Here is an 18,131-nt window from a genome sequence, read left to right as displayed (position 1 = left end):
CGATGCCGCACCTTGATCTGTTGCGTCTAGGGTTGACAGGTCATGGCACAGTTTTAGGCGGGAAGACAATCGGAACCGGATAGTCTCGGCGCATCGGTGCTGTCGTCTGCCCGTTTCCGAGCCTTTCCCTCGGTCGCTCCGGTTCATCGTCGGGGCGTCGCCCGGCGGAAGCGCTACGGCTGGCCGACATCGACCACAATACTCGAAAGGGTTATCGTGTCCGCTCATGCCTGCCCTAAGTTAAACGGGTGCAGCGGAGCAAGGTCCGTCTCTGGCGCTCACGCCAGATGCGCAAATTGGTCCGCTCGCAAAAACCGGTCGCGGGTCAGGCGTGAGACCTGCGACCGGGGCAGCGCAGTGCCCTAAACCGCCGCGCCGAAGACCATCTTTCCGTTGTTCAGAAAGCACGCCTTGTCAAACAGCTGCAGGTCAAGCGGGTTTGGCAGCCTAATGTCGCCTATGTCGGGCAGGGGCTTTCGCGCCACCTCGAAGGATCGGTCGATCTGAGCGATGAAGACCATGATCATGCCGTGTCGGCGCGCGAAGACCTTCAGAGTGCCGACCTGGGCCGAGAGTTCCGGGTTTTCCCGCTTCTGGTCGAGCAGCTGGAGGTAATCGACGACCACAAGAGTGCCACGCGGGGCGGAGGCCAGTCTCGCGGTTATGTAGTCGGCGCTGATAGCGTCGGAGCCGTCGAATTCAAACAGGTGATCGAACTGGACCCGGTCGATACCAATAGCGCGAAAGCGATCATCCACATTCTCTCGTGTGTACTCCAGCGAGAAGAACACTCCGGGATGGCCTGATTTCATCGCCTCGACCGCGAGTTTAAGCCCCATCAGGGTCTTGCCGTGGCCGGGCCGGGCGCCGACGAGCAGGAGGTCGCCGGGCCGCAAGTGTGCAAACAGCTCGCTGGCGGGCAAGGTCTCCAATGCCTTTGCTGCGAGCAGGCTCCAGCGGCTATAACCCTCGTCCTTGGCTACGCGGTCGAGCGCCTGATGCAGCGGTATATCCTCGGCGCGCGACAGCGCCTTGGCCTTACGCTTAAGGTGATAAATGGGCTGAGTCGTCTTCATGCATAAACCTCCTATTGCGAGCGGCTTTCGCAATCCCTCCTTATGCCAGGTGCTCGAACAGTCGGTTCGGTGTCAGGTAGCCCCGCATGACGTCTGCTTTCCCGATGGAGGGGGGAGGCGTGGGCTGCGCCGGAATCAGATCATAGCGCAGGTCCATTCGGCCGAAAATTGCCTGCGCCGCCTCGGAGCAAAAAATCTGTAACGCCGCCAGGCGGAAACGGAGGAAATTACCGGAGTCGGTCTCCGCTCGCGTTGATAAGCCGCCGGAATCAATAAAACGCCGATTTGAACGGCGCGATGGCGGCGCCCATGGCGGAGGCGTCGCTTGCGATCTCGGAGATGATCAGCTTAGGGTGGCGGCGTCCGACGCCGTAGCGGGGGCGATCGAAGATCTCGGTGCGATCGATCAGCATTTGCGCGAGCGCCGGCGGGATCTGCCCGCCGAAGACGATTCCCTGCGGATCGAAGATGGCCCAGATCGCGTTAATGAGGCGGTTGTAGGCCGGCGTCACCTTGTCCACCCATTCCGCAACACCCGGCCATTTTGTGTCGAAATGCTTGCGCATGTAGGTGATCGACGGAATATCGAGGCCGTTGCGGTTGAGATTTTCGATCAGGTATTGCAGGGCCGGCCGGCGCTTGCTTTCCTCGGCATCGTAGATGCCGGAGAATTCGCCGGCATTGCCGACGCCGCTATGCAGCAGTTCGCCATTGCTGACGAGGCCGCCGCCGAAGCCGTAATTGAAGCTGAGATAGGCAAAGTGCCTGATGTAGCGGCCGGCGCCGAACATGGATTCGGCGACCGTGCCCGCCTTTCCGCCATTATGGACCCAGACGGGCTTCTTGAAGAAGTCCGTCAGCAGCGGCCCGAGCTCGATCAGCGACCATTCGTGCAGCGGCAGGGGCGCGTTGTAGCGGGTGCCGCTGACGTGGAAGCCGGCAATGCCGAAGCCGATGCCGAAGAATGCCTCGTCGGAGAGCCCGTTCTGCCTCTGGTGCTCTGTCATCTGCTCAAGCACGAGATCGAGCGACTGGGCCATCGAGCGCTCGCGCAGGGTGATGCTGCTTTCGGCGAGCACTTTGCCCGACAGATCCATCAGGCAGATGCCGATCACGTCAGTATTGACCGAGATGCCGCAGGAGTAGGCGTAACGGCCGTCCAGCCGCAGCGTCGGGCTCGGCTGGCCGCGGCCGGCGCCCGGCTTCGGCGAGCCGAAGGAGACTATGCCGCGTTCCTCCAGTTGGTCGATGATGCGATAGACCGATTGCTGGGTGAGGTCGGTGTGGCCGGTGACTTCGGAGCGGGAGAGGCCGGGATTGCGCCAGATCAGCCTCAGGAGATCGCGTTCGTTGGGAGAAACGACTCCACCGCCTTCGCGCAGGAAGTGCGGGGCGATCAGCGGCTCCGGGAAATAGGTCATATCCAACACCTCGGTCGTCGATAATTACCATATGCGTGTAGTAATCAGGCCCGTCTCCAGCGGTGATTTCGTGCTTTGAGCCTATAGCAACAGCCTGTTGTCGCCGCAAGCCAGGATCCGTCACCAAATTGTTACACACTGTGTGTAGTAATGCGCCATCACCGAAGGCGGGCAGTGAGCCGGCCGATCAAACAGGCGAGGGCAAGATGAAGATTTCCATTCTGGCGGCTGCGGCCGCGCTGACGGCGGGCGCATGTTCTGCGCAGGCCGCCAATATCGAATTCTGGTACGGCAATACCGGTGTCGTCGAAACGGCGATTCAGGATCAGTGCGCTGCTTTCAATGCAGCGCAGTCCGAGCATCACATCACCTGCGTCGGGCAGGGCAGCTACGAGGTGTCGATGCAGAAGGCGATTGCCGCCTTCCGCGCCAAGAACCATCCCGTCCTCATCCAGTTCTTCGACGCCGGTACGCTCGACCTAATGCTGTCGGACGCCGTCGTGCCGGTCCAGGACGAACTGCCCGACGTCAAATGGGACAATTACATAACCGGCGCCCGCGCCTATTACGAAACCTCCGGCGGCAAGCTGTTTGCCCAGCCCTACAATGCCTCGACGCTGCTCTTCTACACCAACAGAACCGAGCTGGAGAAAGCCGGCATCACCAAGACGCCTGAGACGTGGGAGGAGATCATCGAGGCCGCCCGCAAGCTGAAGGCCGCGGGCCATGCCTGCCCCTTCACGACCGATGGCGACACCTGGCGTGTGCTCGAACAGTTCTCGGCCCGCCACGGTCTGCCGATCGCCTCGAAGCACAACGGCTATGATGGCCTCGACGCCGAATATGTCTTCAACACCACCTTCGCCGCCAAGCATCTGCAGAACCTGGTGGACTGGCGCAAGGAAGGCCTGGTGAAGCTCGGAAGCGATACCAAGGCCGGCAATTTCACCGCCGCCTTCAATGCCGGCGAATGCGCCATGATGGAAAATTCCTCGGGCTCCTATAGGGCCTCCGCCAAGGCCTTCAAAGGCAAGTATGAACTGACCGTCTCCCTGGCGCCGATGTATCAGGGCCACGAGCGTCACAACACGTTCGTCGGCGGCGCCTCGATCTAAGGGTCATGAGAAGGCCGAAATCGAAGGCGCCAAGGCTTTTCTCGATTTCCTGCGCCGTCCCGAGCAGCAGATGGCCTTTACCGCGGCCACCGGCTACGTGCCCGTCACCAATGATGTGATGGAGGCGATCGAAAAGAGCGGCGAGGCCAGTTCGCCGAAATATGCCACCGCGGCCCTCGGCATCGGTTCGATGAACGAGCCGCGCACGCCGGATACGCGCGGCATCCGCCTCGGTTTCTATGTCCAGTTCCGACAGATCTTCATGGAGGAGACCCAGAAGGCCTTTGCTGGGGAGAAGACCATGCAGGCAGCACTCGACAGCGGCAAGAAGCGCGGCGACGAACTGCTGCGCCGCTTCGGGCAGACCTACAAGGGCGCAAAGCTGCACTGACCGGACACTCCCCCGTACGGACGCGCGGAGCCGCGCGCCCCGCACGGTTCTTTCCATGCAGGGCCTCCTCCCATGACGTCGGAATCTTCGCTTTTCAGCCATCGCTGGCTGCCGCTTTTTCTGGTGGCGCCGTTCATGCTGCTGATCGTCTTGTTCTTCTATGCGCCGATCTTCCAGGCCTTCTACTGGTCGTTCTTTCTCGAACGCCCCTTCGGCGGCGGCTCGATGTTCGTCGGATCAGAGAATTTCGTCCGTGTGCTCTCCGATCCGGAAACCTGGGAGGCCGGCTGGCGCACCATCGTCTTCATGATCACCGGCTCCTCGCTGGCGGTGCTGATCCCGCTGATCCTGGCAGTCGCGGCCGATCGCAAGATCCGCCTCTCGCTGCCGGCCCGCAACGTTCTCGTCTGGCCGAAGGGCGTGGCGGGCGCCTCGATCGGCGTCGTCTTCGCCTTCCTTTTCAATCCGTTCGTCGGCGTGCTTGCGCCGCTCAATTCCATCGTTCCCGGCATCTGGGCGCCTGGCATCGATGGCACGGACGCCTTCATCACGCTGATAGCAGCCCATGTCTGGGGCGGCATTCCGTTCAATTTCGTCATCCTGCTCGCCGGGCTGCAATCGATCCCGCGCACCATGCACCAGGCGGCCGCCATGGATGGGGCAGGGCCGTGGCGGCGCATCCTCGACGTGCAGCTGCCGCTGATCGCGCCGCAGCTCTTCCTGACGCTGGTGCTGGAATTCACCGAAAGGGTTACCTCGGCCTTCGCCCTGATCGACACGATCACCAAGGGCGGGCCGGGCGGCTCGACGACGCTGCTCGTCTACAAGATCTATACCGACGGCTTTTCCGGCTACGACCTGTCCGGCGCCTCGACGCAGACGGCGATCCTGATGGTCTTCGTCGTTCTCCTCACCGCCGCCCAGTTCCTCTTCCTCGGCCGGCGCATCAACTACGAGCGGTGACCCATGATCGAAAACGCGCGTTCCCTCAACATCGCCGCCAGCCTCATCCTCGTCGTCGGCATCCTCTATATTCTCGGGCCGCTCTACCTGACGCTCGTCACGGCCTCGCAATCCCATGAATATATGCTGCGCAACGGGCTGGCGTGGATCCCGGGCGACCAGCTGTTCTCCAACATGGCGCGGGTTTTTTCCGAAACGCACATCCCGATCCAGATGCTCAACAGCCTGGCGGTCGCCCTCGGCGATGCGATCGCCACCTGCGTGCTGTCGTTCCTGTCGGCCTATGCCATCGTCTATTTTCGTGTCCGCTGGGCGGGCGTGGTGTTTGCGCTGATCCTCGCGACCATCATGCTGCCGATCGAGATCCGCGTCATCACCACCTATCAGGTGGCGTCGAACGTGTTTTCGCCGGTAAATGCCTTGCTCGCGTGGCGATCGGCCGGGCCATCGTGCGCGAACCCGGCGTGCTGCTCTTCGACGAGCCGCTGTCCAACCTCGATGCGCAGCTGCGTCACGACATGCGCGTCGAACTCGCTGAGCTCCACCGGCGCATCGGTGCCACCACCGTCTTCGTCACCCACGATCAGGTGGAGGCGATGACGCTCGCCGACCGCATCCTGATCCTGAACAAGGGGCGCATCGAACAGTTCGACACGCCGAAGGCGATCTATCACCATCCGGCCTCAGTCTTCGTGGCAAAATTCATCGGCGCACCGCCGATGAACATCCTGCCGGTCACCGGCGACGGCACGGTGCTGAGGCTCGCCGACGGGCAGGTTGCGGTGCAAGCGCCGCTGACCGGCAGCTACCAGCTCGGCATCCGGCCGGAGGATATTCTTCTCGACAGCAAGGCCGACGGCCGCGCCGTCACCGCCGCGCTGCGTTTTCGCGAGGATCTCGGCTCGCACGCGATCCTGGCGGCCGAGCTCGGCGGCTCGGTCGTCCGGATTGCGACACCTTTCGGCGCGGAGGTTCTGGACCGCGGCGAGCTCTCTCTCACTATCCCTGCCTCCCGCCTGCATCTCTTCGATGCGGAGAGCGGCAGGGCCATACCCGGCGCATTCGCCGCCCATTGAAGGAAGCCCCATGAAATATATCGATTATATTGCCGATCCGTCGCGTCCCTGCGCCATCGTCGCCCATCGCGGCGCCTGGCTCCATGCGCCCGAAAACAGCCTGGCGGCGATCGAGGCCGCCATTGCCGGCGGCTACGACATCGTCGAACTGGATATCCGCCAGAGCGCCGACGGCGTGCTGTTCATCCTTCATGACGATACGCTGATGCGCATGGCGGGCGTCGACCGCATTCCCGAGGAAATGACGATTGCCGAAATCACCAGCCTCAGGCTGCGCATGGCCGATGGCGGCCCCGGCCAGCCCTTCACGACCGAAACCGTTCCGACGCTCGAACAGGTGCTCGAAACCGTGCGCGGCCGCATCTTCGTCGATCTCGACATAAAGCATCTCGAAATGATGGAAGTCGTGGCAGCCAAGGTCAAGGAAATGGGCATGGCCGACCAGGTCGACCTCAAAGCGCCGGCCGGCACGCCGGAAGCGCTCGCCTGGCTTTCCGGACGGAGCGGGATCGACGGCATACCTTTCATGGGCCAGGCCTTCTTCAAGGAGGGAACCGCCGAGCGGACGGCAGAAACCATCCTCTCGATCAAGCCCTTCATGTGCGAAGCCAAGTTCGACCGGCTGGAAACGCTCGCCGGCCAGCATCCGCGCCTGCGCGAGGCCGGCATCTCGCTCTGGGTCAATACGCTCGATCCGGTCTCCTGCTGCGGCCTGACCGACAGCGCAGCCCTTGCCGATCCCGATGCGGTCTGGGGCCGGATGATGGCATCGGGCATCAGCGTCATCCAGACCGACCAGCCGGCAGCGCTGAAGGCCTACATCGAGGCGCGCCGGGCATGATGGGAGCATTCAAGGCCGCCGAGCCGGCACGAGGCTTCAGCGGAATTTCCGACAGCCTTTTCGCTGCGCTGATGCAGGATATGCGTGAGGCGGCGGAGGCGGAAATCCTGCCCCGCTTCCTCGGCGTCACCGCCGAGGGCATCCGTACCAAGACGGCCCCGGACGATCTGGTGACCGATGCGGATATCGGCGCCGAGCGGCGGCTCACCGAGGCGTTTTCGGCGCGCTTTCCCAAGGCGCTGCTCGTCCGCGAAGAGGCGGTGTCGGCCGACCCTTCAATCCTTTCGCGGCTCGCCGATGCCGATCTCGCCGTCATCATCGATCCCGTCGACGGCACCTGGAATTTCGCTCATGGCGTGCCGCTCTTCGGCATGATCGTCGCGATCGCCTCCGGCGGGCAAACGGTGGCCGGGCTGATCCACTATCCCGTCACGGGCGATTTTCTTGCCGCCCGGCAGGGCGAGGGCGCATGGCACATCGCCCGCAACGGCATAGAGACCCGGCTTTCCGTCGCGCCGCCATCGCCGCTCGGCGAGATGCATGGCTTCGTGCCGCTGCAGATGTTCCCCGCCGAGGATCAGCCGGTCTATGCGCAGCGCCTGCTGCGCTTTGCCCGCACCACCACATGGCGCTGCTCGGCGCATGAATACCGGATGGTGGCGACAGGCGCGATGAGCTTCTCGCTCAATGCCGAACTCAAACCGTGGGACCACGCCGCCGGCGTCCTCATTCACCGGGAGGCCGGCGGCTACGGCGCACTCCTCACCGGCGAAGTCTACCGGCCGGCCATGTCCGTCGGGCGCCTCCTGCTGGCGCCGGACGCGGAAAGCTGGGAAGCGATCCGCCGGGTGTTGTCGGAGGGATAGCGACCGGCGAGCCGGCTTGCCGTGCGGGAGGCGGGACGCCGCCCGCGCGGCCGCACGAACGTCGCGCCGATAGAACCGGGAACTCCGGTTGCGCGGATGTGTTCGGTCCCTGTGCCCGTGTAGGCGGGTGCATTCCCAAGTCGGACAGAAGGGATCAACGATGTCTATCAACCTCGAAAATGCAGTCGTGGTTATCACGGGAGCATCGAGCGGCATTGGCCAGGCCGCTGCCGAGGCTTTCGCCCGGCGCGGCAGCAGGCTGGTGCTGGCGGCGCGCAACGGCGAGGCGCTGGAAAAGGTTGCTGAGACGTGCAGAGGGCTCGGGGCGGAGGCGATCTCCGTCGTGACCGACGTGACCGAGCCTACCGCCGTCAAGGCGCTTGCCGACAAGGCGAAGGACCTCGGCGGGATCGATGTCTGGGTCAGCAATGTCGGCGTCGGCGCGGTCGGCCGGTTCGAGGAAACTCCGATCGAGGCTCATGAGCAGGTTATCCGCACCAATCTGATCGGCCACATCAACGATGCCCATGCGGCCGTGCCGATCTTCCTGGAGCAGGGCAGGGGCGTCTTCATCAACATGATCTCGCTCGGCGGCTTTGCGGCGGCGCCGTTTGCGACCGCCTACAGCGCCAGCAAGTTCGGCCTTCGCGGCTTCTCCGAGGCGCTGAGGGCGGAGCTCGCCGACAAGCCCCGCATCCACATCTGCGACGTCTATCCTGCCTTTGCCGATACCCCGGGCCTTCGGCACGGAGCGAATTTCGTCGGGCGGCAGGTTTCCGCGCCGCCGCCGGTCCTCGATGCGCGCCGTGTGGCCGAGGCGATCGTCAGCGTCGCCAGATCGCCGCGTGCCACCACAACGGTTGGCGTGGTCACCAGTGCGACGAGACTCGCCCATCTGCTGGCGCCCAATCTCGCCGCCAGAACGCTCGCCCGGCTGATGGCCGGCTATTTCAAACGGGCGCCGCGCGCCGTCGAAAGCGACGGCAATCTCTACCGGCCCTCCACGGACGCTGCTCACATCGACGGCGGGCTCCGATCGCCGCACCGATTTTCGGCGCCGCTGCTCCTCGGCCTTGCCGCGGTTGCCGTGCTGGCATTCGGTGCCGCGGCGAGAACGCCGCCGCGCCGGCGGCTGGCTCTCGGCAGCCGGCATCGGTTTTGGTAGGCGGCTGCGTGGTGTGCTGGATTTCTGTACGGTGCGCGGCACTCAAGCCGAGTTGGCGGAAGAAATCACTGCCGGCCCACACCTCGCCCGCCAGCAAGCCTCAGCCAAGGAGCCAGATGAAAGCCGCTCATCAGCAGGTACATCGGCGCCATTCCGCCGATCGGGAAGGCATCCGGCGTCGTCATGCAGATCATGTCGTGACTTCCGGTTGCGGCCGTCAGCAGGGCCATGATCGCGAAGGTCGGGGCGGCGGCGAGCGACAGGTAATCGGCGGCGGCGAGCGGCATCGGCGTCACTCCTTGCCGTAGCGGTCGTGGTGGCGCCACCAGATGCCGGTTTCGTTGCGACCCTTCGGCGCGCGGTCGAGCCATTGGTATACGCCCCAGAGCCCGTCCAGCCCGCGCGCATAGCTGGAATAGCTGTGGTAGACGGCGCCGTCGATCAGCTCGAAAGCGCTGACGCCGGGGCGGTCGCGGGTGTAGGTGGCGACGTCGGTGCCGGTCATCGACGCGATCTGGACGATCGGCGCTTCGCTGCCGCGCAGCTGCCATTCCTGGACGGCGGCGCCGGGCGCGGGTTCGGGGGCGGGCGGCTCGCGGCGGTAGTTGTATTCGATGCCGCCCGAGCGCTGCTCTTCGGCGCTGAACCAGACGCTGAAATCGCCGTTGAAATCGCTGCCAGCGGAGGAGGCCCAGGGAAAACTCCAGTCCATGCGCCGCTTGAAGGCCTGAAGCTTTGCAAGCGGTGCGCGCGAGACCGCCCAGAAGGCGACGTCGTGATTTTCGAGATGGATGAAGTAGCCGTTGAAGCCGTCGGCGATCGAGGAGCAGGAGGGGCATCCGGCGCTGTAATCCGGGCCGAACATGAAGTGATAGACGAGCAGCTGCGAGCGTCCACCGAAGAGGTCCTGCAGCGAGGCATCGCCGCTTTCGGTGTCGAAGCGATATTGCTTGTCGATCCTTACCCGCGGCAATTGCTGGCGCTTGAGGGCCAGCGCGTCGCTACGCCGCGTCAGTTCCTTCTCCTCTTCGAGCAGATCGAGTCTCGCCGCCAGCCAGCGCTCGCGCGTTGCGTTCAGTTCACCGGTCATGGGGTCTTCTCCTTTGCTTGCAAATTGTCGTAGCATCCGGCGGCTTTGCCGGCCGCTTGCGAGAAGATTACCGCCGGTCAGGCAAATGGCGGGAGTGACAAGTATGACGGGATTTGAATGGACTCGCTGATCACCGCCGCCGCGCGGGCACTGGCATCGGGGGATGCGCTCGGCGCTCTGAAGCGGGTGGCGCTGCGCGACGATGCGCCGGCGCTGGCGCTGCGCGGCATTGCCATGGCGCAGCTCGGCGACCTCGTCCGCGCCAAGGCGCTGTTGAAGAGTGCGGCGCGCGCCTTCGGCCCGCGCGAGGCGGTTGCCCGCGCCCGCTGCGTCGTCGCCGAGGCCGAGATCGCACTCGCCTCTCGCGACCTTACCCGGCCGGTCAAGGCGCTGGAGGTGGCGCGGGCAACGCTTCAGGCCCGCGGCGACCGGGTCAACGCCGCCCATGCCGGCAATATCGCTATTCGCCGGCTGGTGCTGATCGGTCGGCTCGACGAGGCAGAGCAGGCGCTTGGCGCGCTCGACCCGACGCCGCTGCCGCCGGCCTTGCGGACCGCCCATGAGCTGGTGGCATCAGGCATCGCCGTGCGCCGACTCCGGACCGAGGCGGCGCGCGCGGCGCTCGAGCGGGCAAGGATTTCGTCGCGCGAAGCCGATATCCCGGCGCTGACGGCGGAGGTCGAAGCCGCCACCCGTGTGCTCGACATGCCGGCTGCGCGGCTGATTTCCCATGGCGGCGAGCGCCCGCTGCTGCTTCAAGAGGTGGAGGCGCTGTTTTCCGGGGAGACGCTGGTCGTCGATGCCTGCCGCCATGTCGTGCGCAACGGCGATACCGTTTTGTCGCTGGCGACGCGGCCGGTGCTTTTCGCCCTTGCCCGCGCGCTTGCCGAGGCCTGGCCGGGCGATGTCGCGCGCGGCGCGCTCATCGCGCGCGCCTTCCGCGGCAAGCATGCCGATGAATCGCATCGCGCCCGGTTGCGCGTCGAGATCGGCCGGCTGCGCGGCGCCCTGAAAAGTCTTGCGGAGATTTCGGCGACGAAACGCGGCTTTCGCCTCTCGCCGCGCGGCGGTGGCGAGTTCGCCGTGATTGCGCCGCTCGTCGAAGGACCGCATGCGGCGGTGCTCGCCTTTCTGGCCGATGGCGAGGCCTGGTCGACTTCGGCGCTGTCGATTGCGCTCGGCGCGAGCTCCCGCACCGTGCAGCGGGCTCTGGACGTGCTGGCCGGGGAGGGCAAGGCGCAATCGCTCGGGCGCGGGCGGGCGCGCCGCTGGCTGAGCCCGCCGCTCGCAACTTTCCCGACGATCTTGTTACTCCCCGGGCCGCTGCCGAGCGACTAAGGTGGGGTAAATCCATCAGGAGGAAGAGATGAAGAAATCGGCTGCAACGATCCTGCGTGAATATGGGCCTTTTCCCGGCGCTGACCGAGTCAACGGCGTCACCTTTGACGGCCGGCACGTCTGGTTCGCCTCGGGCGACAGGCTGAACGCGCTCGATCCCGACAGCGGTGAGGTGGTGCGTTCGATCGAGGTCGCCTCCCATGCCGGAACGGCCTTCGATGGCGAATTCCTCTATCAGATCGCCGAGGATGTCATCCACAAGATCGACCCGAAGACCGGCCAGATCCTGACCACCATACCGGCGCCCGGCAATGGCGGCGATTCCGGCCTTGCCTGGGCCGAGGGCACGCTCTGGGTCGGCCAGCATCGCGGCCGCAGGATCCACCAGATCGATCCCGAAACCGGCAAAATCCTGCGCACCATCGAATCCAACCGCGTCGTAACCGGCGTCACCTGGGTCGACGGCCAGCTCTGGCACGGCACCTGGGAAGGCGACGACAGCGACGTCAGGCGCATCGATCCTGATACCGGAGAGGTGCTGGAACGGCTGGAGATGCCGGAAGGCGCCGGTGTCTCCGGCCTCGAATCCGACGGGCGCGACTGCTTTTTCTGTGGCGGCGGCGGCAGCGGCAAGATCCGCGCGGTGCGCCGGCCGGGGTGAGGCTGCGGCATCAGAGCGAGCCGGCCGGCCACCTGTACAAGATCCCCCGGATGGCAGACCTGACCTGTTCCTCGGACGGGGGATCGACTTCGAAATAGCTGCCGAACCGCGCCGCCAAGGTGGTTATCCGATCGTCCGGAATTGCGGACAGCACCTCCGGCGTCACCCGATCCCCGAGAACATCGAGGATCACCTCGTAACACTCATGCGCCGAGGCATCCTCGAACGGCACTGGCGGGCAGACCGCGCTGCCGAGTTCTTCGCCCACTGCCTGCTCGAATTCCATTCTCGACATGTCGCTCATGCGCTGCCCTCGTCGAATAACAGAGCCATGCTGATCGCATCGATGAACCGGCCGTCGATGCGTACGGCGCGCCGGGCTATGCCTTCGCGTGTGAAGCCCACTTTCTCATAAAGAGCAATGGCGCGGCTATTGTCTTCATGGACATCGAGCTCGACCCGCAAGAGACCGGCTTCCTGCGCTCCCTTCAGCGTCGTCTCGATGATCCGCCGACCGAGACCCTTGCCGCGATAGGTGGGAAGAATGCCCATTCCGAGGCTGCCGCGATGAGCGTGCGAGGGGTAGGCATGCCGGCGGATGTCACACCAGCCGACCACCTCGTCTCCAATGGCGGCGACGAATTGCGGATTGCCCTTCGCGATCATGTCCATGACGAAATCACGCGTTTGCGGCAGCGGCGGCGCCTCGAACATGCTCAAAAACTTTTTCTCGCGTGCGACGGTGTCGAGGGCGCGGTGAAAGCTGTCGATATGGGCGGCGGCGATTGGGTCGATCCTGATGCCAGATGTATCGGGCAAGGTGACTGCGTCCATATTTTCTCCTTTCACGGCGACTGGCGGTACTGATCTGTAGCTAAATTCATGCATGTGCTGAAGAGATTGGTCGAATTTCCTTCAGCACACCCGCCTTGTCCTTCGAGTCCCCTCCGGGGCACCTTCAGGATGAGGCTCTCGTGGGCACGGCGAGCGGCGATCTCCAACCTTCCCTCATGCTGAGGTGCGCAGCCCGCAGGGCTGATGCCTCGAAGCACGCGCTCGGCGCTGCTTCTTGCGATCTTCTGGTCCAGGGCGGGTTACAACCCCTCTCCGGGGAGCAATTCATCGTCCGTCAACTTTTGCGTGTCAATTTCTCTAGTAGCGAAAGCTGTCAAAAGGTTGCGGTAATTGAAGGTCCGGCTCACATCGCACATCACACTCGTCCTGGTGGTGCTCACCTCAGCGGCGGCGGTGCTGTTTTGCGGCTTTGCCTGGCTTGCCTCCGTGAAAGTCGATGATTTCTACTTGCGTCGGCAGGCGGATTTCGTCGGCCAGGGGCTGGAAGAACGAATCCACGCGCTTCCGCGCGAGCAGGAAAGCGTTACCAAATGGGACGACGCTTTCCTTTACGCCAAGCAGCGGAACCATGAATGGCTGCTGGAGAATATTGGCAAATGGACGAGCCGGTATTTCGGGCACGACAGGACTTATATTTTCGATGATACCAGCCGGCTGATGTTTGCCTTCCGCGATGGCGTGGATGCGATGCCGCCGCGGCTTGGCAGCGACGACGGCGAGCAGGTGGATGCACTGGCCAGCGAGATGCGGGCCGCGCTCGTCGAGGGGGCTGCGAAGCCTGGAGCCGAACCGCTTGGCCAGTTGGCTAGCGTCCGCACGATCATGATCGGCGACAGGCCGGCGATCGCAAGCGCGCGCCCCATGCTGCCCAGTTCGACGCGGATGCAGATCCAGGCAGGCCAGGAATTCATCGCCGTCTCGATCAAGTTCATCGACGTAAAGGTCGCCGAAGACATCGCCCATTATGCCAGGCTCGAAGGCCTGCGTTTTACGCTTTCGCAAGGCCCGGACGAGCGGGCGCATGTGCCCGTATCGTCCCACGATGGGGGCACGATCGGTTATCTCGTATGGCAGCCGATCCGGCCGGGCTTCATGTTGCTTCAGCAGATCGCGCCGGCAGGGCTCGGCTGCCTGGCGCTGCTGATCGCCGCCGTGTTCTGGCTCGGACGCGGCCTGCACCGGACGTCGATGACCCTGCTCGACAGCCAGGCCGAGCTCACCCACCACCGCAACCATCTGGAAGAGATGGTGGCCGATCGGACGGCCGAAATCGAAAGGCAAAGGGCGGAGCTGGACCGGCTTCTGGCACACGAACGCCAGGTGAATGCGCTCCAGCGCCAGTTCGTCGCCATGGCCTCGCACGAATTTCGAACGCCGCTTGCGATCATCGACGCCGCCGCCCAGCGGCTTTGCCGCTCGACGACCAATGTCAGCGGCGATTACGTTCACGAAAAAGCCGGGGTGATCCGCAGCGCGGTCGTGCGCATGGTCGATCTGATGGAGAGCATTCTCGCCAGCGGCCGGCTGGAAACCGGACAGATCACACTGAAGCGGAGCGAAGGCGATCTGAAAGCCCTGCTCGTCGCCTGCTGCGACAGACAGCGCGAGCTCAGCCGCTCGCATGTCGTCCATCTCGATCTCGAGATACCTGACCTCTTGACCTTCGATCGCATTGCGATGGAACAGGTCTTCACCAACCTGATTTCGAATGCCGTCAAATATTCGCCCGATGCGTCTGACATTTATGCTCGCGCTTGGGTTGACGAAAAAACGGTGGAAATCGCCATTGCCGACAGTGGCATCGGCATCGATGCGGATGATCTGCCGAAACTGTTCCAACCCTATTACCGGGCCCGCAGCGCCACGGGCATTGCCGGGACCGGCATCGGACTCAACCTCGTCAAGCAGGTCGTCGAACTGCATGGCGGCAGCGTCGAGGTGACGAGCGAGCTTGGCAAGGGCACAACATTTACCATTCGTCTGCCAATAGAGGTTCTATTGTCGGATCAACAAGTCGCAGCTTAAGGAAAAGATCATGGTTACAGTCCTGTGCATAGAAGACGAAGTCGAGATCCGGAATCTCCTCGTCGAAGAGTTGAACGAAGCCGGGTACAGGACGCTCCAGGCCTCCAACGGCGCCGAAGGACTGGAAGTGATCCTGTCGAAATGGCCCGACATCGTCATCAGCGATATTTCCATGCCTGTTATGGACGGGCACCAGCTTCTGGCGGAAATCCAGATCAATCACCCGGAGCTCTCCAACATTCCCTTCATCCTGCTGACGGCGCTGACCGACCGTGAAAACACGCTTGCCGGCCTGCGGGCCGGTGCGGCGGACTATCTAACCAAGCCGCTCGACTTCGACCTGCTGCTCGCCAAGCTGGAGGGCTGCGTGACGCGGCTGGAGAACGACAAGGCGGTCAATCGGTCGTTTTGAGGGGTGGCGTTGAACGAGATGAGGATGAAGGGCGTGCCGTGCAGCCGCCTCATCCGACCCTGTGGGCCACCTTCTCCCCGATGTGGAGAAGAGGGGAGCGCGCGGCCACGTCCGTGTTTCCGACCGCGCTTTTTGAGGAAGGCGAGACGCTGCCGCACACCCCTTCTCCCCAGCGGGGAGAAGATGCCGGCAGGCAGATGAGGGGGTGAGCGACGATAGGAGCGAATGCCCGGAGCGTGAGCGAGGGCCAACGGCGAACGTATTCATTCTCACTTCCTCTGCCTCCCCAATACCTCCTCCAACACCTCGAACACCCGCGCATCCAGCGTCTGCGACACATTGAACCGCATGAAATCCGTTGCAGTCTGCGACAGGCTGAAGGCATTGCCCGGAGCGAGCACGATCCCTCTTTCCAACGCGGCCCGCGCCACGTCGGCCGCATCGTTGCCGTCGGGCAGCCGGCACCAGAGGAACATCCCGGCCGGCGGCTCCAGCCAGGGCGTTATCCCCAAGCCTTTCAGCTGGGCCGAGACCTCGCCCATCGCCCGGGAAAGCCGGTTTCTGAGCGTCTCCATGTGTTTGCGATAGCTGCCGTCGCTCAAGACGTTCAGCACCAGTTCCGCCGTCAGGCGGCCGCCGCCGAAGGAGGTGGCGATCTTGAGGTCGGTCAGGCCGTCGATCCATTCCGGTTTTGCGGCGAGGAAGCCGCAGCGGGCCGAGGCCGACAGCGTCTTCGAAAAGCTGCCGATGTGGATGACCCGCTCGAGCCCGTCGAAAGCAGCCAGACGAGGCGCCGGCGTGTATTCGAAATCGGCAAAGATATCGTCCTCGATGATGGTGAGATCGAACTGATCGGCGAGTTTCAGGAGCCTATGGGCCGTCACCGGGGAAAGAACCGCGCCGGTGGGGTTGTGGATGGCGGAATTGGTAATGTAGAGCCGCGGCCGCTCATGGGCGACGACCTGGGCAAACTGGTCGATATCGGGGCCGGACGGGGTGTAGGGCACGCCGACGATCTTCGCCCGATGGGCGCGCAGCAGCGCATGGAAGTTGAAGTAGCAGGGGTCGTCGACCAGCACCGTGTCGCCCGGTTCCAGCAGGAAACGGCAGAGCAGATCGATGGCCTGGGTGCCGGATTCGACCAGCATGATCTGATCCGGAGAGGCCTCGATGCCGCGTTCGCCCATGCGCCGCGAAATCAGCTGGCGCAGTGGCGGCAGGCCGAGCGGCGAGCCGTAGTCGGCGAGCGCCGGTCCGTCGGCGCGGGAAAGCGTTCTGAGCCCGCGGCGCATGGCTTCGCCGGGCAGCCAGGCAGGCGGCAGCCAGCCGCATCCGGGCTTCAGGTCACTCTCGCCGGCCTCCAGCGATTGCCGCGATATCCAGAACGGATCGACGGCGCGGTCGAGTTTCGGCCCGGCCTCGGCAAGCGCAAAGGGTGCTGCCTGGTTGGCGACATAGAAGCCGGAGCCTGGTCTCGCCAGGATCGCGCCTTCGGCGACCAGGCGCTCATAGGCATCGACCACGGTCGATGTCGACAGCTTCAACGTCGCCGCCAAGCCGCGGACCGAGGGCAGCCTTGCGCCGGGCGCCAGGCTGCGGCCGGCAATGCGTTGGCGGATCGTGGCGACCACCATCTCCACGCGTGTGCGCCCTGCCAGTTCTTCGTTCATCTGTATTGCTTTCCGCACCATAACAGTTTGTCTAAATCGTATCAGACTGTCACTGTTCTGGCCATCCGTGCTGAGCGATAAAGGCGGCAGCGCGCGGCCTTCGAATTTGATTCAATTGGCCGCCTCAAGTCATTGTTTTCATGCCCGCCGTCCAAGGCCCGAGCAGGGATTGAACGGCAGGGTCCGGTAGGAAGAGTGCATGATGGAACGCATGACGGCAGGATGGATCAACGGCTTGGTCGGCGTGGTGATCTTCAGCGGCTCGCTGCCGGCGACGCGTGTCGCGGTGGCGCAGTTCGATCCCTTGTTCCTGACCGTCGCGCGCGCGGCGATCGCCGGGGTATTGGCGCTCTGCCTGCTGATCGTCTTTCGTGAAAAGCGGCCGTCAGGGCGCGATATCGTCTCGCTTGTCGTCGTCGCGCTCGGCGTCGTGGTGGGCTTTCCGCTGCTGACGGCGCTGGCGCTGCAGCATGTCACCTCGGCTCATTCCATCGTCTTCATCGGCCTCCTGCCGCTGGCCACGGCGACCTTCGGCGTCATCCGCGGCGGCGAACGGCCAAGGCCGGCCTTCTGGCTCTTTTCCATTCTCGGCAGTGCGCTGGTGGCGGGCTTTGCCCTGACGCAGGGCCTGAGCGCGTCACCGCTCGGTGACCTCCTGATGCTGGCGGCCGTCCTCGTCTGTGGCCTCGGCTATGCCGAAGGCGGCAGGCTGTCGCGCACACTTGGCGGCTGGCAGGTGATTTCCTGGGCGCTGGTGCTGTCGCTGCCGCTGATGGTGACGGTCGCGTTTCTATACCGACCGGCGAATTTTGCCGGCATCGAAACACCGGCGCTTCTCGGCCTTGCCTATGTCTCGCTGTTTTCCATGCTGATCGGCTTCATCTTCTGGTATCGGGGCCTTTCGCAGGGCGGCATCGCCGCCGTCGGCCAGCTGCAGCTGCTCCAGCCCTTCTTCGGCCTGGCGCTCGCCGCCACCCTGCTGCACGAGCCGGTGACGTGGGCAATGCTTGGGGTGACGGTCGCGGTTATTCTCTGCGTGGCGGCGGCCAGAAGGTTTGCGCGGTAGGGCGTGCGCCGGCCTCCACCGGTCACAAAGCTGCCGCTCAATCGTCAGCAAATGGCCCCGTTACCGCCGCATCGTGCCCATTTCAGGCTTCATCGTCGCG

At 64.1% G+C, this 18,131-nt stretch carries 16 protein-coding genes and 3 pseudogenes; 12 read left to right on the top strand and 7 right to left on the bottom strand.

Annotated elements, in window-relative coordinates; translation table 11 throughout:
* Positions 1 to 362: 362 nt before the first annotated feature.
* The gene (locus N2597_RS12480; RefSeq protein ID WP_106797533.1) at positions 363 to 1,076 is read right to left on the bottom strand and encodes a DNA helicase; all 714 of its coding nucleotides are present in this window, start codon (positions 1,074 to 1,076) and stop codon (positions 363 to 365) included.
* A 269-nt stretch (positions 1,077 to 1,345) separates the two neighbouring features.
* On the bottom strand, positions 1,346 to 2,497 hold the full coding sequence (locus tag N2597_RS12475) for an ROK family transcriptional regulator (protein WP_106797532.1): 1,152 nt from the start codon (positions 2,495 to 2,497) through the stop codon (positions 1,346 to 1,348).
* A 206-nt stretch (positions 2,498 to 2,703) separates the two neighbouring features.
* Here N2597_RS12475 and N2597_RS12470 point away from each other — a divergent pair.
* From N2597_RS12470 to N2597_RS12440, 7 genes and pseudogenes are all read left to right on the top strand, one after another.
* A pseudogene (locus N2597_RS12470) lies at positions 2,704 to 4,003 on the top strand (extracellular solute-binding protein).
* A gap of 72 nt (positions 4,004 to 4,075) precedes the next feature.
* Positions 4,076 to 4,966, top strand: coding sequence for a carbohydrate ABC transporter permease (locus tag N2597_RS12465; RefSeq protein WP_183599593.1), 891 nt, complete (start codon positions 4,076 to 4,078; stop codon positions 4,964 to 4,966).
* 3 nt (positions 4,967 to 4,969) lie between these two features.
* Positions 4,970 to 5,392, top strand: a pseudogene (locus tag N2597_RS12460) (ABC transporter permease); the annotation flags it as partial.
* Positions 5,392 to 6,042: pseudogene (locus N2597_RS12455) on the top strand (ABC transporter ATP-binding protein); the annotation flags it as partial. The pseudogenes N2597_RS12460 and N2597_RS12455, both read left to right, overlap by 1 nt.
* A gap of 10 nt (positions 6,043 to 6,052) precedes the next feature.
* Positions 6,053 to 6,883: a glycerophosphodiester phosphodiesterase family protein gene (locus N2597_RS12450; RefSeq protein WP_183599591.1), complete on the top strand. Its 831-nt coding sequence runs from the start codon at positions 6,053 to 6,055 to the stop codon at positions 6,881 to 6,883.
* Positions 6,883 to 7,749 (top strand): inositol monophosphatase family protein, encoded by an 867-nt coding sequence (locus N2597_RS12445; RefSeq protein ID WP_183599644.1) that lies wholly within the window; start codon positions 6,883 to 6,885, stop codon positions 7,747 to 7,749. The genes N2597_RS12450 and N2597_RS12445 overlap by 1 nt, the downstream gene beginning before the upstream one ends.
* A gap of 160 nt (positions 7,750 to 7,909) precedes the next feature.
* Positions 7,910 to 8,914, top strand: a complete 1,005-nt coding sequence (locus N2597_RS12440; protein WP_183599589.1) for an SDR family oxidoreductase — start codon at positions 7,910 to 7,912, stop codon at positions 8,912 to 8,914.
* A 65-nt stretch (positions 8,915 to 8,979) separates the two neighbouring features.
* Here N2597_RS12440 and N2597_RS12435 read toward each other — a convergent pair whose 3' ends face one another.
* Positions 8,980 to 9,285: a hypothetical protein gene (locus tag N2597_RS12435; protein WP_406549686.1), complete on the bottom strand. Its 306-nt coding sequence runs from the start codon at positions 9,283 to 9,285 to the stop codon at positions 8,980 to 8,982.
* Positions 9,207 to 10,004 carry a DUF899 domain-containing protein gene (locus tag N2597_RS12430; RefSeq protein WP_183599587.1) on the bottom strand — a complete coding sequence of 266 codons (798 nt, stop codon included), beginning with the start codon at positions 10,002 to 10,004 and terminating at the stop codon, positions 9,207 to 9,209. Before N2597_RS12430 ends, N2597_RS12435 begins: the two co-directional genes overlap by 79 nt.
* A gap of 117 nt (positions 10,005 to 10,121) precedes the next feature.
* Here N2597_RS12430 and N2597_RS12425 point away from each other — a divergent pair, with 117 nt between their 5' ends.
* Together N2597_RS12425 and N2597_RS12420 are read left to right on the top strand one after the other, a co-directional pair.
* A complete protein-coding gene (locus N2597_RS12425; protein ID WP_096764583.1) occupies positions 10,122 to 11,342 on the top strand; it encodes a helix-turn-helix domain-containing protein in 1,221 nt (406 codons plus the stop codon).
* Positions 11,343 to 11,370: 28 nt separating this feature from the next.
* The gene (locus tag N2597_RS12420; protein ID WP_096764584.1) at positions 11,371 to 12,003 is read left to right on the top strand and encodes a Vgb family protein; all 633 of its coding nucleotides are present in this window, start codon (positions 11,371 to 11,373) and stop codon (positions 12,001 to 12,003) included.
* 10 nt (positions 12,004 to 12,013) lie between these two features.
* On the opposite strand, the gene N2597_RS12415 is transcribed toward N2597_RS12420, so the two are convergent.
* Positions 12,014 to 12,307 (bottom strand): hypothetical protein, encoded by a 294-nt coding sequence (locus N2597_RS12415; protein WP_096764585.1) that lies wholly within the window; start codon positions 12,305 to 12,307, stop codon positions 12,014 to 12,016.
* Entirely contained in the window at positions 12,304 to 12,837 is a 534-nt protein-coding gene (locus tag N2597_RS12410; RefSeq protein ID WP_183599585.1) for a GNAT family N-acetyltransferase, read from the bottom strand. Before N2597_RS12410 ends, N2597_RS12415 begins: the two co-directional genes overlap by 4 nt.
* Positions 12,838 to 13,188: 351 nt before the next feature.
* Between N2597_RS12410 and N2597_RS12405 the strand changes: the two genes are divergently transcribed.
* Positions 13,189 to 14,883, top strand: a complete 1,695-nt coding sequence (locus tag N2597_RS12405; RefSeq protein WP_183599583.1) for a sensor histidine kinase — start codon at positions 13,189 to 13,191, stop codon at positions 14,881 to 14,883.
* Between the two features lie 10 nt (positions 14,884 to 14,893).
* Positions 14,894 to 15,295, top strand: coding sequence for a response regulator (locus tag N2597_RS12400; RefSeq protein ID WP_183599581.1), 402 nt, complete (start codon positions 14,894 to 14,896; stop codon positions 15,293 to 15,295).
* Positions 15,296 to 15,564: 269 nt separating this feature from the next.
* Here N2597_RS12400 and N2597_RS12395 read toward each other — a convergent pair whose 3' ends face one another.
* Positions 15,565 to 16,986 carry an aminotransferase-like domain-containing protein gene (locus N2597_RS12395; protein WP_183599579.1) on the bottom strand — a complete coding sequence of 474 codons (1,422 nt, stop codon included), beginning with the start codon at positions 16,984 to 16,986 and terminating at the stop codon, positions 15,565 to 15,567.
* A gap of 181 nt (positions 16,987 to 17,167) precedes the next feature.
* Between N2597_RS12395 and N2597_RS12390 the strand changes: the two genes are divergently transcribed.
* Positions 17,168 to 18,031, top strand: coding sequence for a DMT family transporter (locus N2597_RS12390; protein WP_183599642.1), 864 nt, complete (start codon positions 17,168 to 17,170; stop codon positions 18,029 to 18,031).
* The last annotated feature ends 100 nt before the right edge of the window (positions 18,032 to 18,131 follow it).

The sequence above is a fragment of the Rhizobium sophoriradicis genome, assembly GCF_025200795.1.
Classification (GTDB): domain Bacteria; phylum Pseudomonadota; class Alphaproteobacteria; order Rhizobiales; family Rhizobiaceae; genus Rhizobium; species Rhizobium sophoriradicis.
Note: the sequence above shows the minus strand (reverse complement) of the source record. Positions and strands in the feature narration are given on the sequence as shown.

Coding starts and splice junctions, on each gene's coding strand:
- N2597_RS12395 (WP_183599579.1), bottom strand. CDS start 16,986: ATGGTGCGGAAAGCAATACAGATGAACGAAGAACTGGCAGGGCGCACA.
- N2597_RS12480 (WP_106797533.1), bottom strand. CDS start 1,076: ATGAAGACGACTCAGCCCATTTATCACCTTAAGCGTAAGGCCAAGGCG.
- N2597_RS12435 (WP_406549686.1), bottom strand. CDS start 9,285: ATGGCTCGACCGCGCGCCGAAGGGTCGCAACGAAACCGGCATCTGGTG.
- N2597_RS12410 (WP_183599585.1), bottom strand. CDS start 12,837: ATGGACGCAGTCACCTTGCCCGATACATCTGGCATCAGGATCGACCCA.
- N2597_RS12440 (WP_183599589.1), top strand. CDS start 7,910: ATGTCTATCAACCTCGAAAATGCAGTCGTGGTTATCACGGGAGCATCG.
- N2597_RS12415 (WP_096764585.1), bottom strand. CDS start 12,307: ATGAGCGACATGTCGAGAATGGAATTCGAGCAGGCAGTGGGCGAAGAA.
- N2597_RS12465 (WP_183599593.1), top strand. CDS start 4,076: ATGACGTCGGAATCTTCGCTTTTCAGCCATCGCTGGCTGCCGCTTTTT.
- N2597_RS12475 (WP_106797532.1), bottom strand. CDS start 2,497: ATGACCTATTTCCCGGAGCCGCTGATCGCCCCGCACTTCCTGCGCGAA.
- N2597_RS12400 (WP_183599581.1), top strand. CDS start 14,894: ATGGTTACAGTCCTGTGCATAGAAGACGAAGTCGAGATCCGGAATCTC.
- N2597_RS12430 (WP_183599587.1), bottom strand. CDS start 10,004: ATGACCGGTGAACTGAACGCAACGCGCGAGCGCTGGCTGGCGGCGAGA.
- N2597_RS12445 (WP_183599644.1), top strand. CDS start 6,883: ATGGGAGCATTCAAGGCCGCCGAGCCGGCACGAGGCTTCAGCGGAATT.
- N2597_RS12420 (WP_096764584.1), top strand. CDS start 11,371: ATGAAGAAATCGGCTGCAACGATCCTGCGTGAATATGGGCCTTTTCCC.
- N2597_RS12390 (WP_183599642.1), top strand. CDS start 17,168: ATGGAACGCATGACGGCAGGATGGATCAACGGCTTGGTCGGCGTGGTG.
- N2597_RS12425 (WP_096764583.1), top strand. CDS start 10,122: ATGGACTCGCTGATCACCGCCGCCGCGCGGGCACTGGCATCGGGGGAT.
- N2597_RS12450 (WP_183599591.1), top strand. CDS start 6,053: ATGAAATATATCGATTATATTGCCGATCCGTCGCGTCCCTGCGCCATC.